The organism is Idiomarina ramblicola (genome assembly GCF_003987255.1).
Taxonomy (GTDB): domain Bacteria; phylum Pseudomonadota; class Gammaproteobacteria; order Enterobacterales; family Alteromonadaceae; genus Idiomarina; species Idiomarina ramblicola.
The window spans coordinates 55,118-74,474 of sequence record NZ_PIQC01000007.1; the positions used below are offsets into that span (position 1 = coordinate 55,118).

Genomic DNA, 19,357 nt, shown 5'->3' on the forward strand with positions numbered 1-19,357 from the left:
AGAATCATCGATGAGTTTCGACTTATTAAATATCGGTAAGAACGGGATACTGGCACACCAGCAAAGCCTGCAGACAACCGGTAAGAATATTAATAATACGAACACGGACAGTTACGTTCGTGAGCGCACCGAATACTTCGAATCGTCCTATGGCGGGCTTGAGCGTGTTCGTGTGCAGCGGATGATCGATGAATTCTCCAATCGTCAGTTACGTACTGATATTTCAAAAGTCAGCTATTACGAAGCGAATCTGCAGCAAGCTGAACAGTTAGATACTTTATTAGGTGATAGCACGACCAATGTGGCGTCTTCCGTAGAAAGTTTCTTCAATACGCTGCAAGATGCGAATAATGATCCTGGATCGGTCACTGCTCGCCAGTTGGTTTTGGCTGAAGCTGATGCCATGACGACTAAGTTTAATGACTTTTCCCAATACTTAGATCAGCAAAAAGATATTATTAATGATCGTCTGACATTATCGACTGATCGTATAAATTCTATTTCGGAAAATTTAGCTGAATTGAATTCAAAAATTCAGTCCTCAGCAGGTAAGAACAGTGATAACGGCGATATCAACGCTTTACTGAATAAACGTGATGAACAATTGCGTCAACTAGCAGAGTTGGTTCAGTTCAGCACGGTTGAGCAGAAAAGTGGTGCTGTTACGGTTAACTTAAAAAATGGGCAACCATTGGTTTTAGAAGACGGTCGGTTTAATGCGGTTGCGGTAAAAAGTAATCCTGATACCGAGCGTTTAGAAATGGTGCTTCAAAAAGAGCATGGCGACGGTAAGAAAAGTGAGTTTTATGTGCCAACGGATGAAGTCGGTGGTTCTGTGGGTGGTTATCTCGAGTATCGGGACGAAGTGTTAATGCCAACGCAAAAGCGTTTAGGGCAATTGGCTATACGCATCGCGGATTCAATGAATACGCAGAACCAAAAAGGTATGGACTTAGACAATCAGTTAGGCCGGAAAATTTTTGATCTGACTAAAACCGAGTCGGAAGCTATTCCTTATTCTGATAACGGTGGCACTGGAGAAATTAGCGTAAGTGTTTTAGAAGGCGATAGTAAGTCGTTTCCGTCAGAAAACCTGCGTATTACTAAAACCGGAAACCCTGATGAATATGAAATTGTACCCATAAACAGTGACGGTACGGTTGTCAGTGGTGCCGATACCATTACGGTTACTCAGGCATCCCCGGGTACGGTTGATATTGTGGAGCTGGGTATTTCTCTCGACTTAACCGGTACTGCTAATGCGGGGGATCAGTTCTTAGCAAAACCAGCGGAAAGTGCTGCGTCAGAAATCAGTTTGGCCATTCGCCGCCCGGAAGATATTGCATTAGCAAACCCTATTCGGGTTAAAGACGGTATGGATAACCAAGGCGCAGCCGCCATTGAAATAGCGGCTATTAATACGCCAGATAGTTATTATGATACTACTAACAACACACTGTTAGACAGTGCTCCCGCCCGTATCGAAGTAACAGGGCAGACAGGTAATGCTTATGACCTGGAGGTCTTTGCTAAAGACGGAACCAGCTTAGGAACTATTACCGGCACGACCGATTTAAACGGTATTTTAGATCAAGCCAGCTTAGCCAACCCAGACTACGAAGTTGACATTAATGGCGAACCAGCTGTAGGTGATGAGTATTTGATTGAATACAACACCAACGGTTTTGATGACAACAGTAACGGACAGTCTATGGCTGACTTGCAACGTCAGCAGTTGGTCCGCCGCTCTGGTGGGGAAGAAGCAGAGCCGACTATGACTTTTAACGAAAGTTACGGTCGTCTGGTATCGGATGTTGGCAGTCGGGTGAGTCAAAACCGTGTGTTACGTGATTCAGCTGAAGCCATTAAATCACAAACCGAGGCGCTGTATGACTCACAAGCCGGAGTGAACCTGGAAGAAGAGGCTGCGAACCTAATTCAGTACCAACAAGCGTATACGGCGTCGGCCAGAATTATCACCACGTCGCAAACTGTTTTTGACACGCTGCTGAATTCACTGAGGTAATTATTATGCGCTTAAGTACCAACTTATTTTTCCAGCGTGGTCTGGACAGTCTGCAAACCTCTCAAGGTCAGCTGGATAAAATTCAGCAAATGCTGACTAAGCAAACCAAAATTTTAAGTCCTGCGGATGACCCAATTGGTAACTCCCAGGTGCTGGCACTGAATGAAAAAATTGGCCAGAACGAACAGTTTGAACGTAACTCGGTAACGCTTGAAAACAATTTACGCCGGGAAGAAAGCGTTTTAAGTAGTATTACTGATGCGATTCAGAAAGCACGTAGTCTGGCTGTGCAAGCGGGTAACGGAAGTTATGATCAAACCAACCGAAAAGCGATAGCCTCAGAGTTGCGAAATATTGAAACCTCGATCTTTGACTTAACCAATGCACAAGATGAGTCCGGGGAGTATATTTTTGCCGGGTACCAAAACCGTACGCAACCGATGGAGTTTGATGACGCCACGCAGTCATATCAATATGTAGGCGACCAGGGGCAGCGAACTATTCAGTTGTCACCGACCTTATACCTGCCCGCTAACGACCCGGGCAGCCGCGCGTTTTCAAATGTGTCTAAGCGGGTGGACTTTGAGCTAACGGGCGGAAACAACTTTATTGAAAAAGTAGAAGTAACCGACAGAAACGCGTTAATTGCGGATACTGAAGCGCGTATCGATGCAGGCGATTCGACAGACTTTACTGTGAATTTTACCGGGCCAAACGATTATGAAATTACAGACGGCACTAATACGGTAACGGGGACCGTAACTGACGGCAAAGTTGAATACAACGGCATGACACTGGAATTAAACCCAGACAATATGCCAACAACTGGTGACTCGTTCAGTTACTCTGTTGGCGAGCCGGTATCGCGCAATTTGTTAACGCAAATTCGAGACTTGGCAACCGCACTGGAAGAGTCAGGCCCAGAAAGCAAAAATTTCCATGAAAGTGAAATTGCGTTTGCGCTAGATGATTTTAATACCGTTGTTGGGGATTTAACGGACACCCAGGCTTCGGTCGGCGCAAGGTTAAATGTTATGGACAACGCTAAACTGAGTAATGCGGATATTGAAATAGTCAATAAGAAAGCGCGGGCAGATATTTCCGACGTTGACTATTCAGAGGCTGTTACTGACTTAGTCAAAAATGAAACAATTTATTCAGCGGCCCAGCAGGTCTTTACTCGTGTCAGCCGCTTGAGTCTGTTCGATTACTTATAATGTGTAATGTAGCCTGCCGTTATTACGGCAGGCGAGATGCGAGTCCATTGTGCACACCGCAACTCAAACCGATTAAAAGACTTCAAAATTTTTCAAAAAAATCCTAAAGCTCCCAAAACCCCTGCCGATACCCTTTGTGAGAGGAAATTTTAACCAGGCGAAACACGAAGCCGAACACTTCCTCCGGCTTGGCAACAACGATTGAATCCAAGCTTAGGCTAGAAACTGAGGAGCAATACCATGGCACTATATGTAAACACTAACGTCAGCTCACTGAACGCACAGCGTCAGCTGATGGGCTCAGGTAACTCGCTTGACCAAGCATTCGAACGTTTGTCGTCAGGCTTCCGTATCAACAGCGCTGCAGATGATGCTGCAGGCTTACAAATCTCAAACCGTTTAGGTTCTCAAATCAATGGGTTGAACCAGGGTAACCGTAATGCGAATGACGGTATCTCTATGGCTCAGACCGCTGAAGGTGCGTTGGACGAATCAACCAACATCCTGCAGCGTATGCGTACACTGTCTATCCAGTCGGCTAACGGTTCAAACTCTGATACAGACCGTGCAGCGCTGCAGAAAGAAATCGGTAACTTGCAGCAAGAGCTTACTCGAATAGCTGAGACTACCAGTTTTGGTGGTAAAAACTTACTAGATGGTTCTTTTGGTACTGAGCAGTATCAAGTTGGAGCAAACGCGAACGAAACTATCTCTGTTCAGTTAGGTAATATGTCGGCTGACGCGATTGGTAGTTATAAAGCTGATGGCGCATCTACTAACTACTCTGGTACTACTTCTCAAGTTAGCGATGGTCCTGCTGAAGACTATGCTTCTGTAGATGCATCGGGTGATGCTTTTGACTTCTCGATACAAGGTTCGGAAGGAACTGCAGACTATACTCTTAATGGAGCTGCTGTAACAGCTACCGATAAAGCGGAAGCTATTAATGCTAAATCGGCAGATACAGGAGTTACAGCAACTACCAAGGTTACCGCTACGTTGTCTGATCTAAGTACCGATGCTAATGGTGTCCTAGAAGTAGGTGATAAAACCTTCAATTTAGAAGCTTACGGTGGTGATTTAAGTAAACTATCGGAAGATCTTGGTAAGGCAGGAATTCGCAACACAGTAAACGACGATGATTCACTTGAAATTACTGCTGAAGGGGTTAATGGAGTAAAAGTTTCTGGTGGTGATACTGGAACAGTAGATTTAGCTGGCTCTGATGGCACAGCAAACGAAGTTGACTTTGCTACTGCTGATAACGCGGGCGTTGTTAATGCCGAGCTTCAATTGACATCTAATAATGATTTCGCTGTTGTCGATAATTCAGGTGGAGCTCAAGATATCGCAAATTCGTTAGGTGCAACTTCAGGAACGTTGTCAGATGTTGCTTCAGTTGACATTTCTAATTATGAAGGCTCGCAAGATGCACTTGCTACGATAGATGCCGCAATCTCTCGCATCGACTCGCAACGTGCCGATTTAGGTGCCGTTCAGAACCGCTTCCAGGCGACTATTCGTAACCAGTCGAACATCGCAGAGAACCTGGAAGGTGCGAAGTCTCGAATCAAAGATGCGGACTTTGCCGCTGAAACTGCAAAACTGACTCAGTCTCAGATTCTGCAGCAGGCGTCTCAGACTATATTGGCGCAGGCGAACCAGCGTCCACAGGCGGCACTGCAGTTACTGGGCTAATAGCTCAACTAACTTAACCGTTACTAAAAACCGGAGCTTTGGCTCCGGTTTTTTTATGTCTATAACTCAATGATTTAACAATAAAAACGATACCGCTTAAAAAAACTTCGATTAAACGCTAAAGTTTTCAGCAAGGCTTGCCGATAACATACATGGATAATTGTTTTAGTGCTAAACTGCATAATAACTAAGGAAAAGGTGAGTATCATGGCAGACATGTCAGTTGAAAGCCGCGCGTTAAGTCCCTTAAGTAGTGCAGCGAGTGGTTCATCGAACAAGGCAGAACGGCCGCAGGACCAAAAGGTCATGGATGCCGTCAGCCAAGTTCAGGAGCGCACCGCTGATAAAGTGGAAAAGCAAGCGAGCAGTGAGAGCGTTGCAGACAAGGTAGAAGAAATGAATCAGTCATCGACGATTCGTAATACCAGCTTGCAATTTGTGTTCGACGAAAAAGGCGAACCACCGGTGGTTAAGGTTATTGATACCGACAACGGTGAAATGATTCGTCAAATTCCGTCAGAATTGGTTGTGAAGTTATCTAAAGCTATTGACGAAATGGCCGATAACGAGAACAGTCGGATGGGTTTTTTATTCGACAACCAGATTTAAGTGAGGTGATGATATGCCATTAGTTTCATCGACAGGTGCACGTTCAGGTTTAGACCTACAAGGCATTATAGATGCTACATTAGAGGCTGAGCGTACCCCTAAGAAAAACCGCTTGGACCAACAGGAAGGCCGCTTGACAGTGGAGCTATCGGCTGTTGGTGAAATGCGTTCGGCACTATCAAAACTTCAGGACAGCGCAGAAAAACTGACCGAAGGCAGCTTGTTTAGTGCCATGAAAGCGTCAGTCACTCAACCAAGCTCTGGCGACATCGTTAGTGTTGAAAGCTCGGAAGAAGCCAACTCGGGTAACTTTGAACTGTTTGTTCAACAGCTCGCAAAAGGTAGTCGCGCAGTGTCTGCAGATGGCGCTTTTGCCAGTGCGGATGACGAAGTTAACACCAACGCAGGCGCTTTAACTTTTGGAGCCGGTGACGAGAGTTTCACGCTGAATATTGAGGCGGGTTCAACGCTGGAAGATATTCGTAAAGCCGTGAACTCTGCTGAGGATAACTTCGGTGTAACTGCCGATATTATCAATACCGGTACAGAAGCGAAGTTAGTCTTCCGTTCAAATGTGAGTGGTGCGGGTAATGACTTAACGGTCACTAATGACAGCGCTGAGTTTGACGCGATTTCAACGCAGGCAAACGGTGGCGGAGCGGGTGGCATGACCATAGCTGCCAATGATCAGGCTACAGATGCCGTTATTGAAATCGATGGTATTCAGGCGACCAACGACACCAACACCTTTACCGATGTTATTCAGGGCTCGACCATTACAGCACTGAAGGAGTCAGAGGGCACTGAAAAGGCGCAGTTGTCGATAGCTCGTGACGACGCCGGTGTTCAAAAGTCCATAGACAGCTTTGTAAAAGCCTATAACAGCACGGTTGACTTGCTCAGTGAAATTGGTGGCGAAGACAGCATGATGCAGGGCGACGCAACGGTTCGTAGTTTGAAAAGCCAGTTAAACAACGTATTAACCAGCACCTTTGGTGAAGGGCAAACCTTATTTGATCTAGGTTTTGGTTTAGATAACGAAGGCCGGTTGCAGCAGGAAAACCCTGTGACTAATGTTAAGGACGTTTTGGCTGCTGATCCATCGGCATTGCAAAATGTGATTGGTGGCGAAAACGGTATGGCGTCGCGCATGGAAACTTTACTAGACGGTTATGCTGGTGCTGGTGGCTCCCTGCAACTGCGTCGCGACTCTATCAATGAAAGCTTGGACCGTGTCGAAGAAAGCCGAGAATCACTGGCACTGCGTATGGAATCACTGCGGGAAACACTGAACTCAAAATACCAGGCACTGGACTCGCTAGTTGGTCAGTTACAAAGCCGCGGTAATCAAGTCAGTGCACAGCTTGCAAACCTCCCGGGCTTTACTCGGGACAATGACTAATTAGAGGTAATTACGTATGAACGCAAAACTTAAAGGCTACACCAAAGGCTCACTAGAAACCCGGGTAGCGGGTGCAGACCCTTACCAGTTGGTACAAATGCTGATGGCGGGTGTGTTAGAGAACCTGAATTACGCCAAAGGAGCGATTCAGCGTAAAGACCTTGAGAAAAAGAGTCATTATTTAAGTAAAGCGCAGGCTATTGTTGACTCTCTGCGTTACAGCTTAGATGACACGGCTGGAGCGCAGGCGACTGGGAACCTACGCGAATTGTATATGTACATGAGTGCGCGTATTGCTGACGCCTCTATTGATATGGATGTAGATGCGATTGATGAAGTAGCACGTTTAATGCTGGACATTAAAGGCGCATGGGATCAAATTCCTGTTGATCAGCGTGACGTTGCTATGAACCAAATGCAGCAGGCTTCCGGAGCGTAACTTGTCAAAAGAGCAACGCTCACCAGAACAGTTAAACGCGCTCTACGAGCAGCTAAAACAACAAGTGGCAGACTCAGAGTATGAGTCTGCTGCCGATACTCTACCTAAAATACTTTCTTTTCTAGAACAGCTACCTGATGATTGGACGGAATCTCGTGAGTGGATTACTGTTGTTGCTGCAGTTGACGACTACCTCAATGAACTGCAACCAGAGCTGGAGAGTGTTCAAAAAGAAACTAACGCAGCGATTACCAAAATAGGTAAAAGTAAAAAAGGCGTTAAGGCTTATACCAAATAAAAAAACCGGCTAATAGCCGGTTTTTCTTTCCCTGCGCCTAAGCACAGGTCAGTAATTCTTCTTACAGTGCTTTGATCTTAGCATTCAAACGGCTTTTGTGACGTGCCGCTTTGTTTTTGCTGATAAGACCTTTAGTCGCGTAACGATCCAGCATTGGGGTTACGTCTTTCATTGCAGTGTTTGCTGCTTCTTTGTCTTTTGTCTCAATTGCTGCGTTTACACGTTTAAGGTAAGTACGCATCATTGAACGACGGCTTGCATTGTGGCGGCGATTTTTCTCGGCCTGAATCGCACGCTTTTTAGCAGACTTAATGTTAGCCAAGGTGAACTCCTAAATTCATTAACAGAACGCTTCTCTTATAAAGGCCGCAGATTATGCCTTTTCTGCTGTAAAAGTCAACAGTGAAAAGGGAAAAACTCAGTGCTTTAACGGTGGTTTTGATAAAATAGCATCCATCATTGGTCTCAGTTACAATCAAAAACAGAAACTTAGCTGTCAGCCGAAAGGATCTCTCGTGTCAAAAGCTTTGCTCCGCTCAGGATTTATTGTCAGCGCTATGACCCTGATTTCGCGCGTATTGGGTTTGGTACGCGATGTGGTCATTGCAAACCTGATGGGGGCCGGTGCTGCAGCGGATGTTTTCTTCTTTGCGAATAAAATCCCTAATTTTTTACGCAGGCTTTTTGCCGAAGGCGCTTTCGCGCAGGCGTTTGTGCCGGTATTGACTGAATACAAGCAAGGGAAAGAACTACCTGAACAGCAACTGCTGATTGCCCGAGTTTCGGGCACTTTAGGCACCATTGTTACTGTGGTAACCCTATTCGGTGTGGTTGCGTCTCCGGTGGTCGCTGCGCTTTTTGGTATGGGTTGGTTTTTAGACTGGTGGAATGATGGTCCGCAAGGAGACAAATTCGTGCTAGCCAGTGACTTACTCCGCATTACTTTTCCCTACTTATGGTTTATTAGTTTTACCGCCATGGCCGGTGCCATACTTAATACGCTGGGCAAGTTTGCGGTGGCGGCTTTCACCCCAGTCTTTCTGAATGTCGCCATTATTGCGGCGGCTATCTGGTTGGCGCCGCAACTGGAGCAACCAGAATACGGACTGGCCTGGGGCGTATTTTTTGGTGGCTTGATTCAGCTTTTATTCCAACTGCCGTTTCTTAAAAAAGCGGGACTGCTGGTTAAACCCAAGTGGGGCTGGAAAGATCCCGGCGTAACTAAAATTCGCAAACTGATGCTACCGGCTATTTTTGGGGTGTCGGTCAGTCAAATTAACTTACTGCTGGATACGCTCATTGCCAGCTTTTTAATGACCGGCTCCATAAGCTGGCTCTATTACTCAGACCGTTTGCTGGAGTTTCCGCTGGGTTTGTTCGGTATTGCCATTGCAACGGTCATTCTGCCAGCGCTTTCATCACGCCATGTGGATCAATCTAAAGAGAACTTCAGTGCAACGCTCGACTGGGGCATTCGTATGGTGCTGTTGTTGGGTGTACCGGCCATGGCGGGCCTTTTTGTATTAGCAGAGCCCATGCTCATGGTGCTGTTCATGCATGGCGCCTTCAGTCCGGACGATGCGCGTATGGCGTCGTACAGTCTTATGGCGTACTCCACCGGCTTGTTGAGTTTTATGATGGTGAAGGTGTTAGCAACAGGCTTTTACTCGCGGCAGGACACTAAGCGACCGGTGAAATACGGCATCATTGCCATGGCAGCGAACATGGTGTTTAACATTACGCTGGCAATTCCGTACAGCTACGTTGGACTCGCCTTGGCAACGGCGGCTTCCGCGGCTATTAATGCCGGCTTGTTGGGAGTGACATTGTGGCGCGAAGGCGTATTAAAAAGACAGCCCGGTACCGGACGTTTTATTTTGCAGGTGCTTTTCGCGACAGTTTTGATGATAGCCGGTGTGCTGTGGCTGAGTCCCGATATTGCCACCTGGCGAACCAGCTCGTTAGTGGAACGGCCCTGGCTTTTGGCGCAGGTGATTGGGTTCGGTGCCCTGGTTTATGTTGGTGTTCTCTTCATCACAGGAATGAGACCACGACATTTCCGTGCGCGTGAGTACTGATTATCGGCTCAGTATCAGTTATAATCGCGTTTTTCCGGAAACTAGTAAGATTGTGCGGGCATGGAACTGATTCGCGGTACTCATAACCTCAGAGCTGAGCATCACGGCTGTGTATTGACCATAGGTAACTTTGATGGCGTTCACCTAGGGCATCAGGCGGTGTTGAGTCAGGTTCGTGAGCAAGCAATGCAGTTAGGTGTCCCCTCGGCGGTTATGACCTTTGAGCCGCAGCCGCAAGAGTTATTTCAGCCAGAAGAAGCACCGGCGCGTTTAACCAATTGGCGTGAGAAGTACCTGGCTTTACAGGCTCAAAATGTCGACCGACATATTGTCATTGAATTTAATAAGAAGTTTGCCAGCCAACCCGCGCGTGAGTTTATCGAGCAGACCCTGGTTGGGAAGTTAGGCATTAAATTTTTAGTGGTGGGCGACGACTTCCGCTTTGGCTATAAACGAGAAGGTGATTTCGACCTGTTGCAAAAGGCCGGTAACGAACTGGGCTTCGAAGTGGTGGATACTCGCAGTTACCGCCAGCAACAACAACGTGTCAGCAGTACAGCTATCCGTCAGGCATTAGATGAAGGCGATTTTGCGCAAGCGGAACATATGTTGGGTCGTCCTTATCAAATATGTGGAAAAGTCGTACACGGACGTAAAAATGGCCGAACTATTGGATTTCCGACTGCAAACGTACCGCTAAAACGTTTAAAAAGTCCATTACATGGGGTTTTCGCGGTAACCGCTCAGCTTGGTCAGAACGGAGAAACTTATTCCGGAGTTGCTAACCTGGGAACCCGGCCGACATTAAATGGCGACGAAGTACAGCTGGAGGTGCATTTGTTTGAGTTTTCAGGCAATCTGTACGGTCAGCAGATGACGGTCACGCCAGTGGCCAAATTGCGTAACGAGCAACGGTTTGCGTCGTTACAGCACTTACAAGAACAAATTGAAAAAGATGCCGCCCGCGCACGTGATGCATTAGCGTGCCGGAGTCAGTAACTATGCGGAAATGGAAACAGTGACCCATGAGTGATTACAAACACACCTTAAACTTGCCAGAAACAGCATTTCCAATGCGCGGCAACCTGGCTCAGCGCGAGCCAAAAATGCTGGAGCAATGGTATGCAACTGACCTGTACGGTCAAATTCGTGAAGCCAAAGCGGGCAAGCCAAAATTTATTCTGCACGACGGCCCTCCGTACGCAAATGGGCAAATTCACATTGGTCACGCCGTAAATAAAATTTTGAAAGACGTTATTGTTAAAGCGAAAACATTAAGCGACTTTGACGCACCGTATGTACCTGGCTGGGACTGCCATGGTCTGCCCATTGAGTTGCAGGTAGAAAAAAAGCACGGCAAGCCGGGCAAGAAACTGAATTTAGCGGAGTTTCGTGAAAAGTGCCGCGAATACGCAATGACGCAAATTGATCAGCAACGCACAGACTTTAAACGTTTAGGCGTGTTAGGTGACTGGGATAATCCCTACCTGACTATGAACTTTAAGCAGGAAGCAGACAGTGTGCGGGCTTTGGCAAAAATCATTGATAATGGCCATTTGCATCAAGGGTTTAAGCCGGTTCACTGGTGTACTGACTGTGGCTCCGCGCTAGCTGAAGCGGAAGTGGAATATCAAGACAAAAACTCACCAGCTATTGATGTGCGTCTGCCGGTTGCTGCAGTGGCTGAAACGGTCGAACGTTTCAGTACCCCGGAAGGGCATGTGGGTGAAGGTAATGTCAGCATGGTTATCTGGACCACCACGCCGTGGACCATTCCGGCTAACCGCGCGGTGACTTTGGCAGAAGGGCTTGAGTATACTTTAGTGCAAGTTGAAGCCGGTGATGATCAGCCTGCAGAGCGTGTAATTTTGGCTGACGATTTGGTTAGCGACTGCATGGAACGCTGGAATATTACCCATTATCACAAGCTGGGTTTCTGCAAAGGTAAAGACCTGGAAGGTTTGCAATTGCAGCATCCTCTGTTTGAGTTGCAAGTACCCGTTATTTTAGGGGACCACGTAACGACCGAAAGCGGTACGGGTTGTGTGCATACCGCGCCAGGCCATGGTGTTGATGACTTCTTAGTCGGTCAGAAATACGGTATTGAAGTTTATAATCCGGTTGGTGATAACGGCGTGTACAAAGACGATACGCCGCTGTTTGCCGGACAGCATGTGTTTAAAGCGAACGAGCCTATCGTCGACACGCTACGTGAAGTGGGTAACTTAATGCATGCAGAAAGTTACCGCCATTCTTACCCGCATTGCTGGCGCCATAAAACCCCCATTATTTTCCGTGCTACGCCGCAGTGGTTTATCAGCATGGACAAGAAAGGTCTGCGCGCAGGTGCTTTAGAGCAAATTAAGAAAGTGGGCTGGTTCCCTGAGTGGGGGCAAAGCCGCATAGAGTCGATGGTAGAAGGGCGCCCTGACTGGTGTATTTCGCGTCAACGCACCTGGGGTAACCCGATTGCTATTTTCGTCAACCGTGAAACGGAAGAACTGCACCCGAACACGCTGGAGTTGATGGAAAAAGTCGCTCAATTGATTGAAAAAGACGGCGTTCAGGCCTGGTTCGACTTAGAACCTGAAACGCTGCTGGGTGACGAGGCTGACAAGTACCGTAAAGTGACTGACACCTTAGATGTCTGGTTTGACTCCGGTGTCACGCATCACTGTGTCTTACGTGAATTTGACGGTTTGCGTTGGCCTGCCGACTTATACCTAGAAGGTTCTGATCAACACCGGGGCTGGTTCCAGAGTTCATTAGTCACTGGTGTGGCTATGTATGAGGAGGCGCCATATCACCAGGTATTAACGCACGGCTTTACGGTGGACGCACAGGGCCGGAAGATGTCGAAGTCTATCGGTAACGTAGTGGCTCCGCAGGACGTGATGAACAAACTGGGTGGCGATATTCTTCGCTTGTGGGTTGCTTCGGCGGATTACTCTGGTGAAATGACGGTTTCCGATGAAATTCTTAAGCGTTCAGCGGATGCGTACCGTCGCATTCGTAATACTTCGCGCTTTTTACTGGCCAACTTAAGTGGTTTTGACCCTAAAACTGACTTAGTTGCCAGAGAAGATATGGTTGAACTGGATCGCTGGATTGTGGGTCGTGCGGCCGATTTACAGAAAGAACTGCTGGAAGCTTACGATAACTACCAGTTCCATAGTGTGGTGCAGAAGCTCATGCATTTTTGCTCAATTGAACTGGGCAGCTTTTATCTGGATATCATTAAAGATCGCCAGTACACCGCGAAATCTGAAGGACTGGCTCGTCGTTCATGTCAGACGGCGTTGTACCATATTGCTGAGGCACTCGTGCGCTGGATGGCCCCAATTTGCAGCTTTACTGCTCAGGAAATTTGGGACTTGTTGCCCAATGAGCGCAGCCGGTATGTCTTTACCGAAAGCTGGTACCAGGGCTTTCATGAGTTTGCCGGCGTTAAAGACGATGAAAACGCGTTCTGGATGCAACTGCTGGAAATTCGTGATGTCGTTAACCAGGCGCTGGAGCAGTCCCGCCGTGATGATGTCATTGGCGGCTCACTTCAGGCTGAAGTGACCTTGTATGCTGAAGACAAGCTGGCCACCTCTCTGAATCGTTTGGGCGAGGAGTTGCGCTTTGCACTGCTGACATCAGAAGCACAAGTGGCATCCATTAACGACGCACCAGACAATGCGGTGAAAGCTGAGAAGCTGTCACTGGCTGTTAGTGTCGCTAAGTCGGAACATAAGAAGTGTGAGCGTTGTTGGCATCATCGTGAAGAGGTTGGCACGTTAGAAAGCCATGACGATTTATGCCAGCGTTGTGTAACCAATATTGAAGGTGAAGGTGAGGAGCGTCGTTTTGCCTGATTTTGCTAACCAGACTAACCGTGCAACCGGGCTGCGTTTTTTGTGGCTGACGTTGTTTTTGGTAGTTGTCGATCAGATTACGAAGATTTGGGTTGCAGGTGAATTTGAGCTTTATGAAAGCCGGGTTATCATTGAAGGCTTGTTTAATTTTACCTATGTGCATAACTACGGCGCTGCATTTAGCTTTCTAAGCGATAGTGGCGGCTGGCAGCGTTGGTTCTTTACGGCTATTGCTATAGCTATCAGTGTCGTTCTGCTTATCTGGATGCGCCGTAACCCAGTCAGTTTATGGCGTCAGAATTTAGCCTTTTCACTGATTTTAGCTGGTGCTATTGGTAATGTGGCTGATCGTTTAATGTATGGCTATGTTATCGACTTTTTTGACGTGCACTATCAGGGCTGGCACTGGCCGGCTTTTAACGTAGCGGATATGGCTATCACTATTGGTGCGGCACTTATGTTGCTGGAAGCTTTTTTCGATAACCGTCGGGATAAAGCCGAGAACGGTCAAGAGCAGTAAGGAGTTTTGTTTGAGTCGTTTACCTATTGAGCATGGACGGGAAGTGGTCATGCACTTCACCATAAAACTGGCCGATGGCTCGGTCGCCGACAGCACCAAAATGTCAGGCAAGCCTGCTAAGTTTCGTATGGGTGATGGTAACCTAACGGAAAACTTCGAAGCTTGTCTGGTGGGCTTACGTGAAGGCACCGAGCGAGAGTTTACTCTAGAGCCTAAAGACGCTTTTGGTGAGCCGAATCCGGACAATTACTATTATGTGGACTCGGCAAAGTTTAGCGATGAAACCAAACCGGAAGTTGGCGCTATTCTGGCTTTTACCCAACCGGACGGTACCGATTTACCGGGAATTGTTCGTAAAATTGAAGGTCCAACAGTGACCATTGATTTTAATCACCCGTTGGCCGGACAAACGGTGGTTTTTGAAGTAGAGATTATCAGTGTTGAGCCGTGACAGGTTAATGAACCCGGCTGAGCGCAGGAGGAAATGATGCAGATTTTGTTGGCGAACCCACGTGGCTTTTGTGCCGGAGTTGATCGCGCGATTACTATTGTAGAGCGGGCTTTAGAAATTTTTGAGCCGCCGATTTATGTGCGTCATGAAGTGGTCCACAACAAATATGTGGTCAGTAAACTGCGCGACGCTGGAGCGGTATTTGTCGAAGAATTACACGAAGTACCGGACGATCAAATTGTAATTTTCAGCGCACACGGCGTTTCTCAGGCGGTAAGACAAGAAGCCAAAGACCGCGGTTTACGAGTGTTTGATGCCACTTGCCCATTGGTGACCAAAGTTCATATGGAAGTGACTCGTGCCAGCCGCAAAGGGCACGAATGCATCCTTATTGGTCATGCCGGACATCCGGAAGTTGAAGGCACCATGGGCCAGTATAAAAACGATGATGGCGGTATCTATCTGGTTGAGTCGCCTGAAGATGTGAGTCAGCTTGAGGTAAAAGATTCCAAGAACCTGCATTACATGAGCCAGACAACCTTGTCGGTTGATGACACAGCCGATGTGATAGAAGCCTTGCGTCAGAAATTTCCTGACATTAATGGTCCGCGTAAAGATGATATTTGCTACGCGACCCAAAACCGCCAGGATGCTGTGCGTGAGTTAGCCAGTGATGCTGATGTGATGTTGGTAGTGGGTGCACGCAATAGCTCAAACTCGAACCGCTTACGCGAGCTTTCAGAGAAAATGGGAACCCCGGCTTACTTGATTGACGACGCCAGTTGCATCGACAAAGCCTGGTTAGAAAGGCACGACAAAGTCGCGGTAACTGCCGGCGCCTCTGCACCAGAAGTGTTGGTAAAAGAAGTGATTGCTAAGCTGCAGGAGTGGGGCGGTAAAACAGCAGTAGAACTCAGTGGCCGCGAAGAAAATATTACCTTTTCAATTCCGCCAGAATTAAGACCGCATCCGGCTGCTTAACCGTTATCGGGAAAGCCAGAGCTGTTGTCTCAGTTTGCTCTCATTTCCCCAGGACACGGTGACTTCGGCAGTCGCAGTGAATTGATCCATGGGGATGAGTTCTGATTCGATAAGAAATGAATCAACTTCGACAACAGAAGGCAGCCCGTTTTCTTGGCTCCAGGCTCGTTGAGCATCACTCGTGTAAGTCATCATAAGCTCTGCTGCTTGTGCTTTTTGGGAAGCTCTTTCAATTGCCGATAAGCTGGTTTGTAAAAGCTGCAGACTGGTTACGGACCAAACAGACACTAATGCGGCACCTGCGAGAACCTCAATCAAAGAAAAGCCTTTATTCTTGTGCCAGTTCATAAGCTTCCTTCTGTGCCTGAAAGTCCTGCTGGAGTTGTTCAGAAAGCTGTTGCCATTGATGCTGTTGCTGAGCCTCAATCATTTGTGCGTAGAAGAATAATGCCGCTAAGCTTGCCGAGCTCAGGCTGATAAGCGTTACTAAAGTCAGTATCAAAGCAAAGCCTTTTGCGTTCATAACAATTTCCTTTGTGGTTAACCGGGCTTAAGAGTGACTAAGCGTTTGAACATGTGTGTCTGCTCGCGGCGAGTGACGGTTAAGGTGACAAACAGTTTCGATAATCCATTACCAGAACCAGGGAGGTAGGCGTCAGCGGCGAAATGAGTCATTTCAAACTGAGATCTATCTGTAAGTGACTGCCAGCCATAACCAGAGCAATTGAGCGTCATGGAGTTGTGCTGTAACTGCTTATTTCTGACTCTGAAACCAACCGATCCACCGTTCTGTTGAGAGAACAAATAGCAGCTTTCTGCAGGGTTAGAAACTTGTGTGACCACAGTGCTTTGCAATGCTTTGAAAAACTGATTAGCCGTTGCCTGAGCGTTGAGTAAGAAAGCCGCTTGCGATACTTTTCGGTACTGCAATCCAGTCTGCCATTGCAGTTGCTGCTGAACGGCGAGAATAATGAGAGCACCCATGGCGGAGGCAATAAGCACCTCAACTAAAGTGCTGCCGCGTACTGAGTGATTTAACATGTTGCTACTCCTGGTAGCGAATGACCTTTACTCAAGCAACTACGAATGCGGCCCTTACTGCTGATGATCACTTTTATCTGCTGATCGCGCTTATTGAGTTTTATATGGCCCGGAACAGCTGCTGCGGTCCGTCCATAAAACGTGAGAGGCGATGATAAGCTGTAGGTGGAACTGGCAACGACCCCTGCTTTGCCGGAGTCACTGATTAAATGAGATAAATCGGCATCGATACTCTCGTTACTGCTTTGAGATTTCGCCTGTATTTGTTGCAAATAAGACAGCCATCGCCCAGCCTCCTGTTGAAGCAGTAATGAGGATGTTTGCTGATGAAAAGTCGGTACAGCAAAAACCCCCAGCGCTGCGCTAATTGCCAGTGCCACCAGCAGTTCGATAAGTGAATAACCGCGCATAAAGATTTCATGGTGAATGTCAGTGACAAACGAGTATAGAGTCTCCCTGAGTCTTGTCTGTAAGCCGCAGATTAAGCGAGTGTCAGATAACAGAAAAATAAATTGAAAGCTGGCTCGATTCTTGAATAAAACACCGCAGGTTCAACTTTTTGACGCAACAGGAAGATGTATGGCGGGCGGTGCCGAAAAGTTAGTAAATTTTAGAAATTTCACGCAGAACAATGCGCATCTGATTAAGGGATTCGGGACGCCGGTGGCCATTATGGCCATTTTGGCAATGGTGGTTCTGCCCATTCCGGCCATGGTGCTGGACATTCTGTTCTCGTTTTCAATTACTCTGTCACTGGTGGTAATGCTGGTGGCGGTTTATACCCAGCGTCCGCTCGACTTCGCCGCGTTTCCAACGGTATTGCTTATTGCCACGGTCTTACGATTAAGTCTTAACGTTGCCTCAACTCGTATTGTTTTGCTGGAAGGTCATAACGGACCCGGCGCTGCGGGCTCTGTGATTGAAGCTTTCGGTAGCGTGGTCATAGGGGGTAACTACACTGTGGGTCTGGTGGTGTTCGCTATACTGGTTATTATCAACTTTGTGGTTATCACCAAAGGTGCCGGGCGTATCTCTGAAGTCACCGCTCGCTTTACTCTCGACGCTATGCCGGGTAAACAGATGGCCATTGATGCTGACCTTAACGCGGGTCTAATCAACCAGGAAGAAGCCAAAGCCCGACGCAGTGACGTGACCCGTGAAGCCGACTTCTACGGCTCTATGGATGGTGCCAGTAAGTTTGTTAAAGGGGATGCTATAGCCGGTATCCTTATTCTCTTTATTAATATTATTGGCGGGCTGTTGATTGGTATGATCCAGTACGGCCTGACATTTAATGAGGCGGTTGAGGTTTATACGCTATTAACCATTGGCGACGGCCTGGTTGCGCAAATTCCATCGTTGTTATTGTCAGTTGCGACCGCCATTATCATTACTCGCGAAAACGACAGCAAAGACATGGGCGATGCGGTTGTACTGCAACTGCTGGACAATCCGAAAGTTTTAGTTATTACCAGTTCTGTACTGTTTGCTATGGGAGTTATCCCTGGCATGCCGCACCTGGCTTTCTTAAGCATGTCAGGCGTGCTGGCTGGTGCCGCTTACTTCAAGCTGAAAAAATCAAAAGCCGAGGAAGGCGAACTGGTTGAAAAAGAGCAAGAGCAACAAGTTCAGCAAGCACAGCAAAAAGAGCTTAGTTGGGACGATGTACGCCATGTCGACACCATTGGCCTTGAAGTCGGCTACCGCTTAATTCCACTGGTGGATAAGCAGCAGGGCGGCGAGCTCCTGTCACGCATAAAAGGCGTGCGTAAGAAGCAGTCACAGGAATTTGGTTTCCTGGTGCCCGCTGTTCATATCAGAGACAACCTGGACTTAGGCCCCAACAGTTACCGAATTACCCTAATGGGTGTGACTATGGGCGAAGCTGAAATTCGCCATGACTGGGAAATGGCGATTAACCCGGGTCAGGTTTTCGGTGAACTGGAAGGTGAGAAAACAACCGACCCAGCCTTTGGTCTGGATGCGGTCTGGATCCGCCCAGAACAACGAGAGCATGCGCAAACCCTGGGTTACACCGTGGTTGATGCTGCCACTGTTGTCGCCACGCATTTAAGCCAGATAGTGACAAACCATGCGTCACAGCTGCTGGGGCATGAGGAAGCGCAAGAGTTGCTGGATCGCCTGGGCCGCACTCATCCTAAGCTGGTTGAAGGCTTGATTCCGGATCTGCTGTCATTGGGCAATTTTGTGAAAGTACTGCAAAACCTATTGGATGAAGGCATCGCGATTCGTGACATGCGCACCATTGTACAAACCCTGGTTGAGTACGCGGGGCGTAGTCAGGACCCAGAAGTATTAACGGCTGCGGTCAGAATCTCACTACGGCGTTTAATTGTTCAGGACATTGCTGAAGGGGCGGCGGAACTGCCTGTCATAACTTTGGCACCAGAGTTGGAACAGATGTTGCATCAGTCATTGCAAATGGCTGGTAATGACGGAAATCAGCAAGGCGCCGGAATCGAACCTGGTTTGGCCGAACGCCTGCAACAGTCATTACGCGAAGTGCATCAGCAGCAGGAAATGAACGGGGAACCTTCAGTACTGCTGACTTCCGGGCTTCTACGGTCAACCATGGCGCGTTTTGCGCGTCACGCTACCGACGGTATGCGAGTGTTGTCCTATCAGGAAGTACCGGATGATAAACAAATTCGCATTGTCAGCTCAATTGGTGGACAACAAAACGGTGGTGAACAAACCGCCACACAAGAGTAACGGG

At 47.7% G+C, this 19,357-nt stretch carries 19 protein-coding genes; 14 read left to right on the forward strand and 5 right to left on the reverse strand.

The window, feature by feature from the left end; genetic code table 11:
* Positions 1-10: 10 nt before the first annotated feature.
* The 7 genes from flgK (at position 11) to CWI78_RS09955 (ending at position 7,689) form a co-directional block, all read left to right on the forward strand.
* Positions 11-2,026 (forward strand): flagellar hook-associated protein FlgK, encoded by a 2,016-nt coding sequence (gene flgK / locus CWI78_RS09925; RefSeq protein ID WP_126782649.1) that lies wholly within the window; start codon positions 11-13, stop codon positions 2,024-2,026.
* Positions 2,027-2,031: 5 nt separating this feature from the next.
* Positions 2,032-3,243: a flagellar hook-associated protein FlgL gene (gene flgL / locus CWI78_RS09930; protein ID WP_126782650.1), complete on the forward strand. Its 1,212-nt coding sequence runs from the start codon at positions 2,032-2,034 to the stop codon at positions 3,241-3,243.
* 240 nt (positions 3,244-3,483) lie between these two features.
* Positions 3,484-4,941: a flagellin gene (locus tag CWI78_RS13000; protein ID WP_126782651.1), complete on the forward strand. Its 1,458-nt coding sequence runs from the start codon at positions 3,484-3,486 to the stop codon at positions 4,939-4,941.
* A 207-nt stretch (positions 4,942-5,148) separates the two neighbouring features.
* Positions 5,149-5,550, forward strand: coding sequence for a flagellar protein FlaG (locus CWI78_RS09940; RefSeq protein WP_126782652.1), 402 nt, complete (start codon positions 5,149-5,151; stop codon positions 5,548-5,550).
* 13 nt (positions 5,551-5,563) lie between these two features.
* Positions 5,564-6,952: a flagellar filament capping protein FliD gene (fliD, locus tag CWI78_RS09945; RefSeq protein WP_126782653.1), complete on the forward strand. Its 1,389-nt coding sequence runs from the start codon at positions 5,564-5,566 to the stop codon at positions 6,950-6,952.
* 16 nt (positions 6,953-6,968) lie between these two features.
* Positions 6,969-7,391, forward strand: a complete 423-nt coding sequence (gene fliS, locus CWI78_RS09950) for a flagellar export chaperone FliS (RefSeq protein WP_126782654.1) — start codon at positions 6,969-6,971, stop codon at positions 7,389-7,391.
* 1 nt (position 7,392) lies between these two features.
* On the forward strand, positions 7,393-7,689 hold the full coding sequence (locus CWI78_RS09955) for a hypothetical protein (RefSeq protein ID WP_126782655.1): 297 nt from the start codon (positions 7,393-7,395) through the stop codon (positions 7,687-7,689).
* A 61-nt stretch (positions 7,690-7,750) separates the two neighbouring features.
* On the opposite strand, the gene rpsT is transcribed toward CWI78_RS09955, so the two are convergent.
* Positions 7,751-8,011, reverse strand: coding sequence for a 30S ribosomal protein S20 (gene rpsT, locus CWI78_RS09960; protein ID WP_126782656.1), 261 nt, complete (start codon positions 8,009-8,011; stop codon positions 7,751-7,753).
* Between the two features lie 193 nt (positions 8,012-8,204).
* Here rpsT and murJ point away from each other — a divergent pair, with 193 nt between their 5' ends.
* From murJ to ispH, 6 genes are read left to right on the forward strand one after another with little or no spacing between them, the layout of a single operon-like run.
* Complete coding sequence (gene murJ, locus CWI78_RS09965) at positions 8,205-9,767, forward strand: murein biosynthesis integral membrane protein MurJ (protein WP_126782657.1); 1,563 nt, start codon at positions 8,205-8,207, stop codon at positions 9,765-9,767.
* Positions 9,768-9,827: 60 nt separating this feature from the next.
* Positions 9,828-10,766, forward strand: coding sequence for a bifunctional riboflavin kinase/FAD synthetase (gene ribF, locus CWI78_RS09970; RefSeq protein ID WP_126782658.1), 939 nt, complete (start codon positions 9,828-9,830; stop codon positions 10,764-10,766).
* A gap of 26 nt (positions 10,767-10,792) precedes the next feature.
* Complete coding sequence (ileS, locus tag CWI78_RS09975; RefSeq protein WP_126782659.1) at positions 10,793-13,627, forward strand: isoleucine--tRNA ligase; 2,835 nt, start codon at positions 10,793-10,795, stop codon at positions 13,625-13,627.
* Complete coding sequence (gene lspA / locus CWI78_RS09980) at positions 13,620-14,147, forward strand: signal peptidase II (protein ID WP_126782660.1); 528 nt, start codon at positions 13,620-13,622, stop codon at positions 14,145-14,147. The genes ileS and lspA overlap by 8 nt, the downstream gene beginning before the upstream one ends.
* Before the next feature lie 10 nt (positions 14,148-14,157).
* Positions 14,158-14,598 carry an FKBP-type peptidyl-prolyl cis-trans isomerase gene (gene fkpB / locus CWI78_RS09985; protein ID WP_126782661.1) on the forward strand — a complete coding sequence of 147 codons (441 nt, stop codon included), beginning with the start codon at positions 14,158-14,160 and terminating at the stop codon, positions 14,596-14,598.
* A 36-nt stretch (positions 14,599-14,634) separates the two neighbouring features.
* Positions 14,635-15,579 (forward strand): 4-hydroxy-3-methylbut-2-enyl diphosphate reductase, encoded by a 945-nt coding sequence (gene ispH, locus CWI78_RS09990; RefSeq protein ID WP_126782770.1) that lies wholly within the window; start codon positions 14,635-14,637, stop codon positions 15,577-15,579.
* 3 nt (positions 15,580-15,582) lie between these two features.
* Here ispH and CWI78_RS09995 read toward each other — a convergent pair whose 3' ends face one another.
* Genes CWI78_RS09995 through CWI78_RS10010 form a run of 4 tightly spaced genes read right to left on the reverse strand, consistent with a single transcriptional unit; the run spans position 15,583 to position 17,030 of the window.
* Positions 15,583-15,927 carry a type IV pilus modification PilV family protein gene (locus tag CWI78_RS09995; protein ID WP_126782662.1) on the reverse strand — a complete coding sequence of 115 codons (345 nt, stop codon included), beginning with the start codon at positions 15,925-15,927 and terminating at the stop codon, positions 15,583-15,585.
* Positions 15,908-16,102 (reverse strand): Type II secretion pathway-like protein, encoded by a 195-nt coding sequence (locus CWI78_RS10000; RefSeq protein WP_126782663.1) that lies wholly within the window; start codon positions 16,100-16,102, stop codon positions 15,908-15,910. The genes CWI78_RS09995 and CWI78_RS10000 overlap by 20 nt, the downstream gene beginning before the upstream one ends.
* A 17-nt stretch (positions 16,103-16,119) precedes the next feature.
* Entirely contained in the window at positions 16,120-16,620 is a 501-nt protein-coding gene (locus CWI78_RS10005) for a prepilin peptidase dependent protein B-like protein (protein WP_126782664.1), read from the reverse strand.
* Positions 16,614-17,030, reverse strand: a complete 417-nt coding sequence (locus CWI78_RS10010; RefSeq protein ID WP_244213112.1) for a prepilin-type N-terminal cleavage/methylation domain-containing protein — start codon at positions 17,028-17,030, stop codon at positions 16,614-16,616. Before CWI78_RS10010 ends, CWI78_RS10005 begins: the two co-directional genes overlap by 7 nt.
* A gap of 169 nt (positions 17,031-17,199) precedes the next feature.
* On the opposite strand from CWI78_RS10010, the gene flhA reads away from it, so the two are divergent.
* Positions 17,200-19,353: a flagellar biosynthesis protein FlhA gene (gene flhA, locus CWI78_RS10015; RefSeq protein WP_126782665.1), complete on the forward strand. Its 2,154-nt coding sequence runs from the start codon at positions 17,200-17,202 to the stop codon at positions 19,351-19,353.
* The last annotated feature ends 4 nt before the right edge of the window (positions 19,354-19,357 follow it).

Excerpts from the sequence above, each read along its gene's own strand:
- flgK (WP_126782649.1), top strand. The coding sequence starts at position 11 with ATGAGTTTCGACTTATTAAATATCGGTAAGAACGGGATACTGGCACAC.
- flgL (WP_126782650.1), top strand. The coding sequence starts at position 2,032 with ATGCGCTTAAGTACCAACTTATTTTTCCAGCGTGGTCTGGACAGTCTG.
- CWI78_RS13000 (WP_126782651.1), top strand. The coding sequence starts at position 3,484 with ATGGCACTATATGTAAACACTAACGTCAGCTCACTGAACGCACAGCGT.
- CWI78_RS09940 (WP_126782652.1), top strand. The coding sequence starts at position 5,149 with ATGGCAGACATGTCAGTTGAAAGCCGCGCGTTAAGTCCCTTAAGTAGT.
- fliD (WP_126782653.1), top strand. The coding sequence starts at position 5,564 with ATGCCATTAGTTTCATCGACAGGTGCACGTTCAGGTTTAGACCTACAA.
- fliS (WP_126782654.1), top strand. The coding sequence starts at position 6,969 with ATGAACGCAAAACTTAAAGGCTACACCAAAGGCTCACTAGAAACCCGG.
- ribF (WP_126782658.1), top strand. The coding sequence starts at position 9,828 with ATGGAACTGATTCGCGGTACTCATAACCTCAGAGCTGAGCATCACGGC.
- ileS (WP_126782659.1), top strand. The coding sequence starts at position 10,793 with ATGAGTGATTACAAACACACCTTAAACTTGCCAGAAACAGCATTTCCA.
- ispH (WP_126782770.1), top strand. The coding sequence starts at position 14,635 with ATGCAGATTTTGTTGGCGAACCCACGTGGCTTTTGTGCCGGAGTTGAT.
- CWI78_RS09995 (WP_126782662.1), bottom strand. The coding sequence starts at position 15,927 with ATGAACTGGCACAAGAATAAAGGCTTTTCTTTGATTGAGGTTCTCGCA.
- CWI78_RS10000 (WP_126782663.1), bottom strand. The coding sequence starts at position 16,102 with ATGAACGCAAAAGGCTTTGCTTTGATACTGACTTTAGTAACGCTTATC.
- CWI78_RS10005 (WP_126782664.1), bottom strand. The coding sequence starts at position 16,620 with ATGTTAAATCACTCAGTACGCGGCAGCACTTTAGTTGAGGTGCTTATT.
- CWI78_RS10010 (WP_244213112.1), bottom strand. The coding sequence starts at position 17,030 with ATGCGCGGTTATTCACTTATCGAACTGCTGGTGGCACTGGCAATTAGC.
- flhA (WP_126782665.1), top strand. The coding sequence starts at position 17,200 with ATGGCGGGCGGTGCCGAAAAGTTAGTAAATTTTAGAAATTTCACGCAG.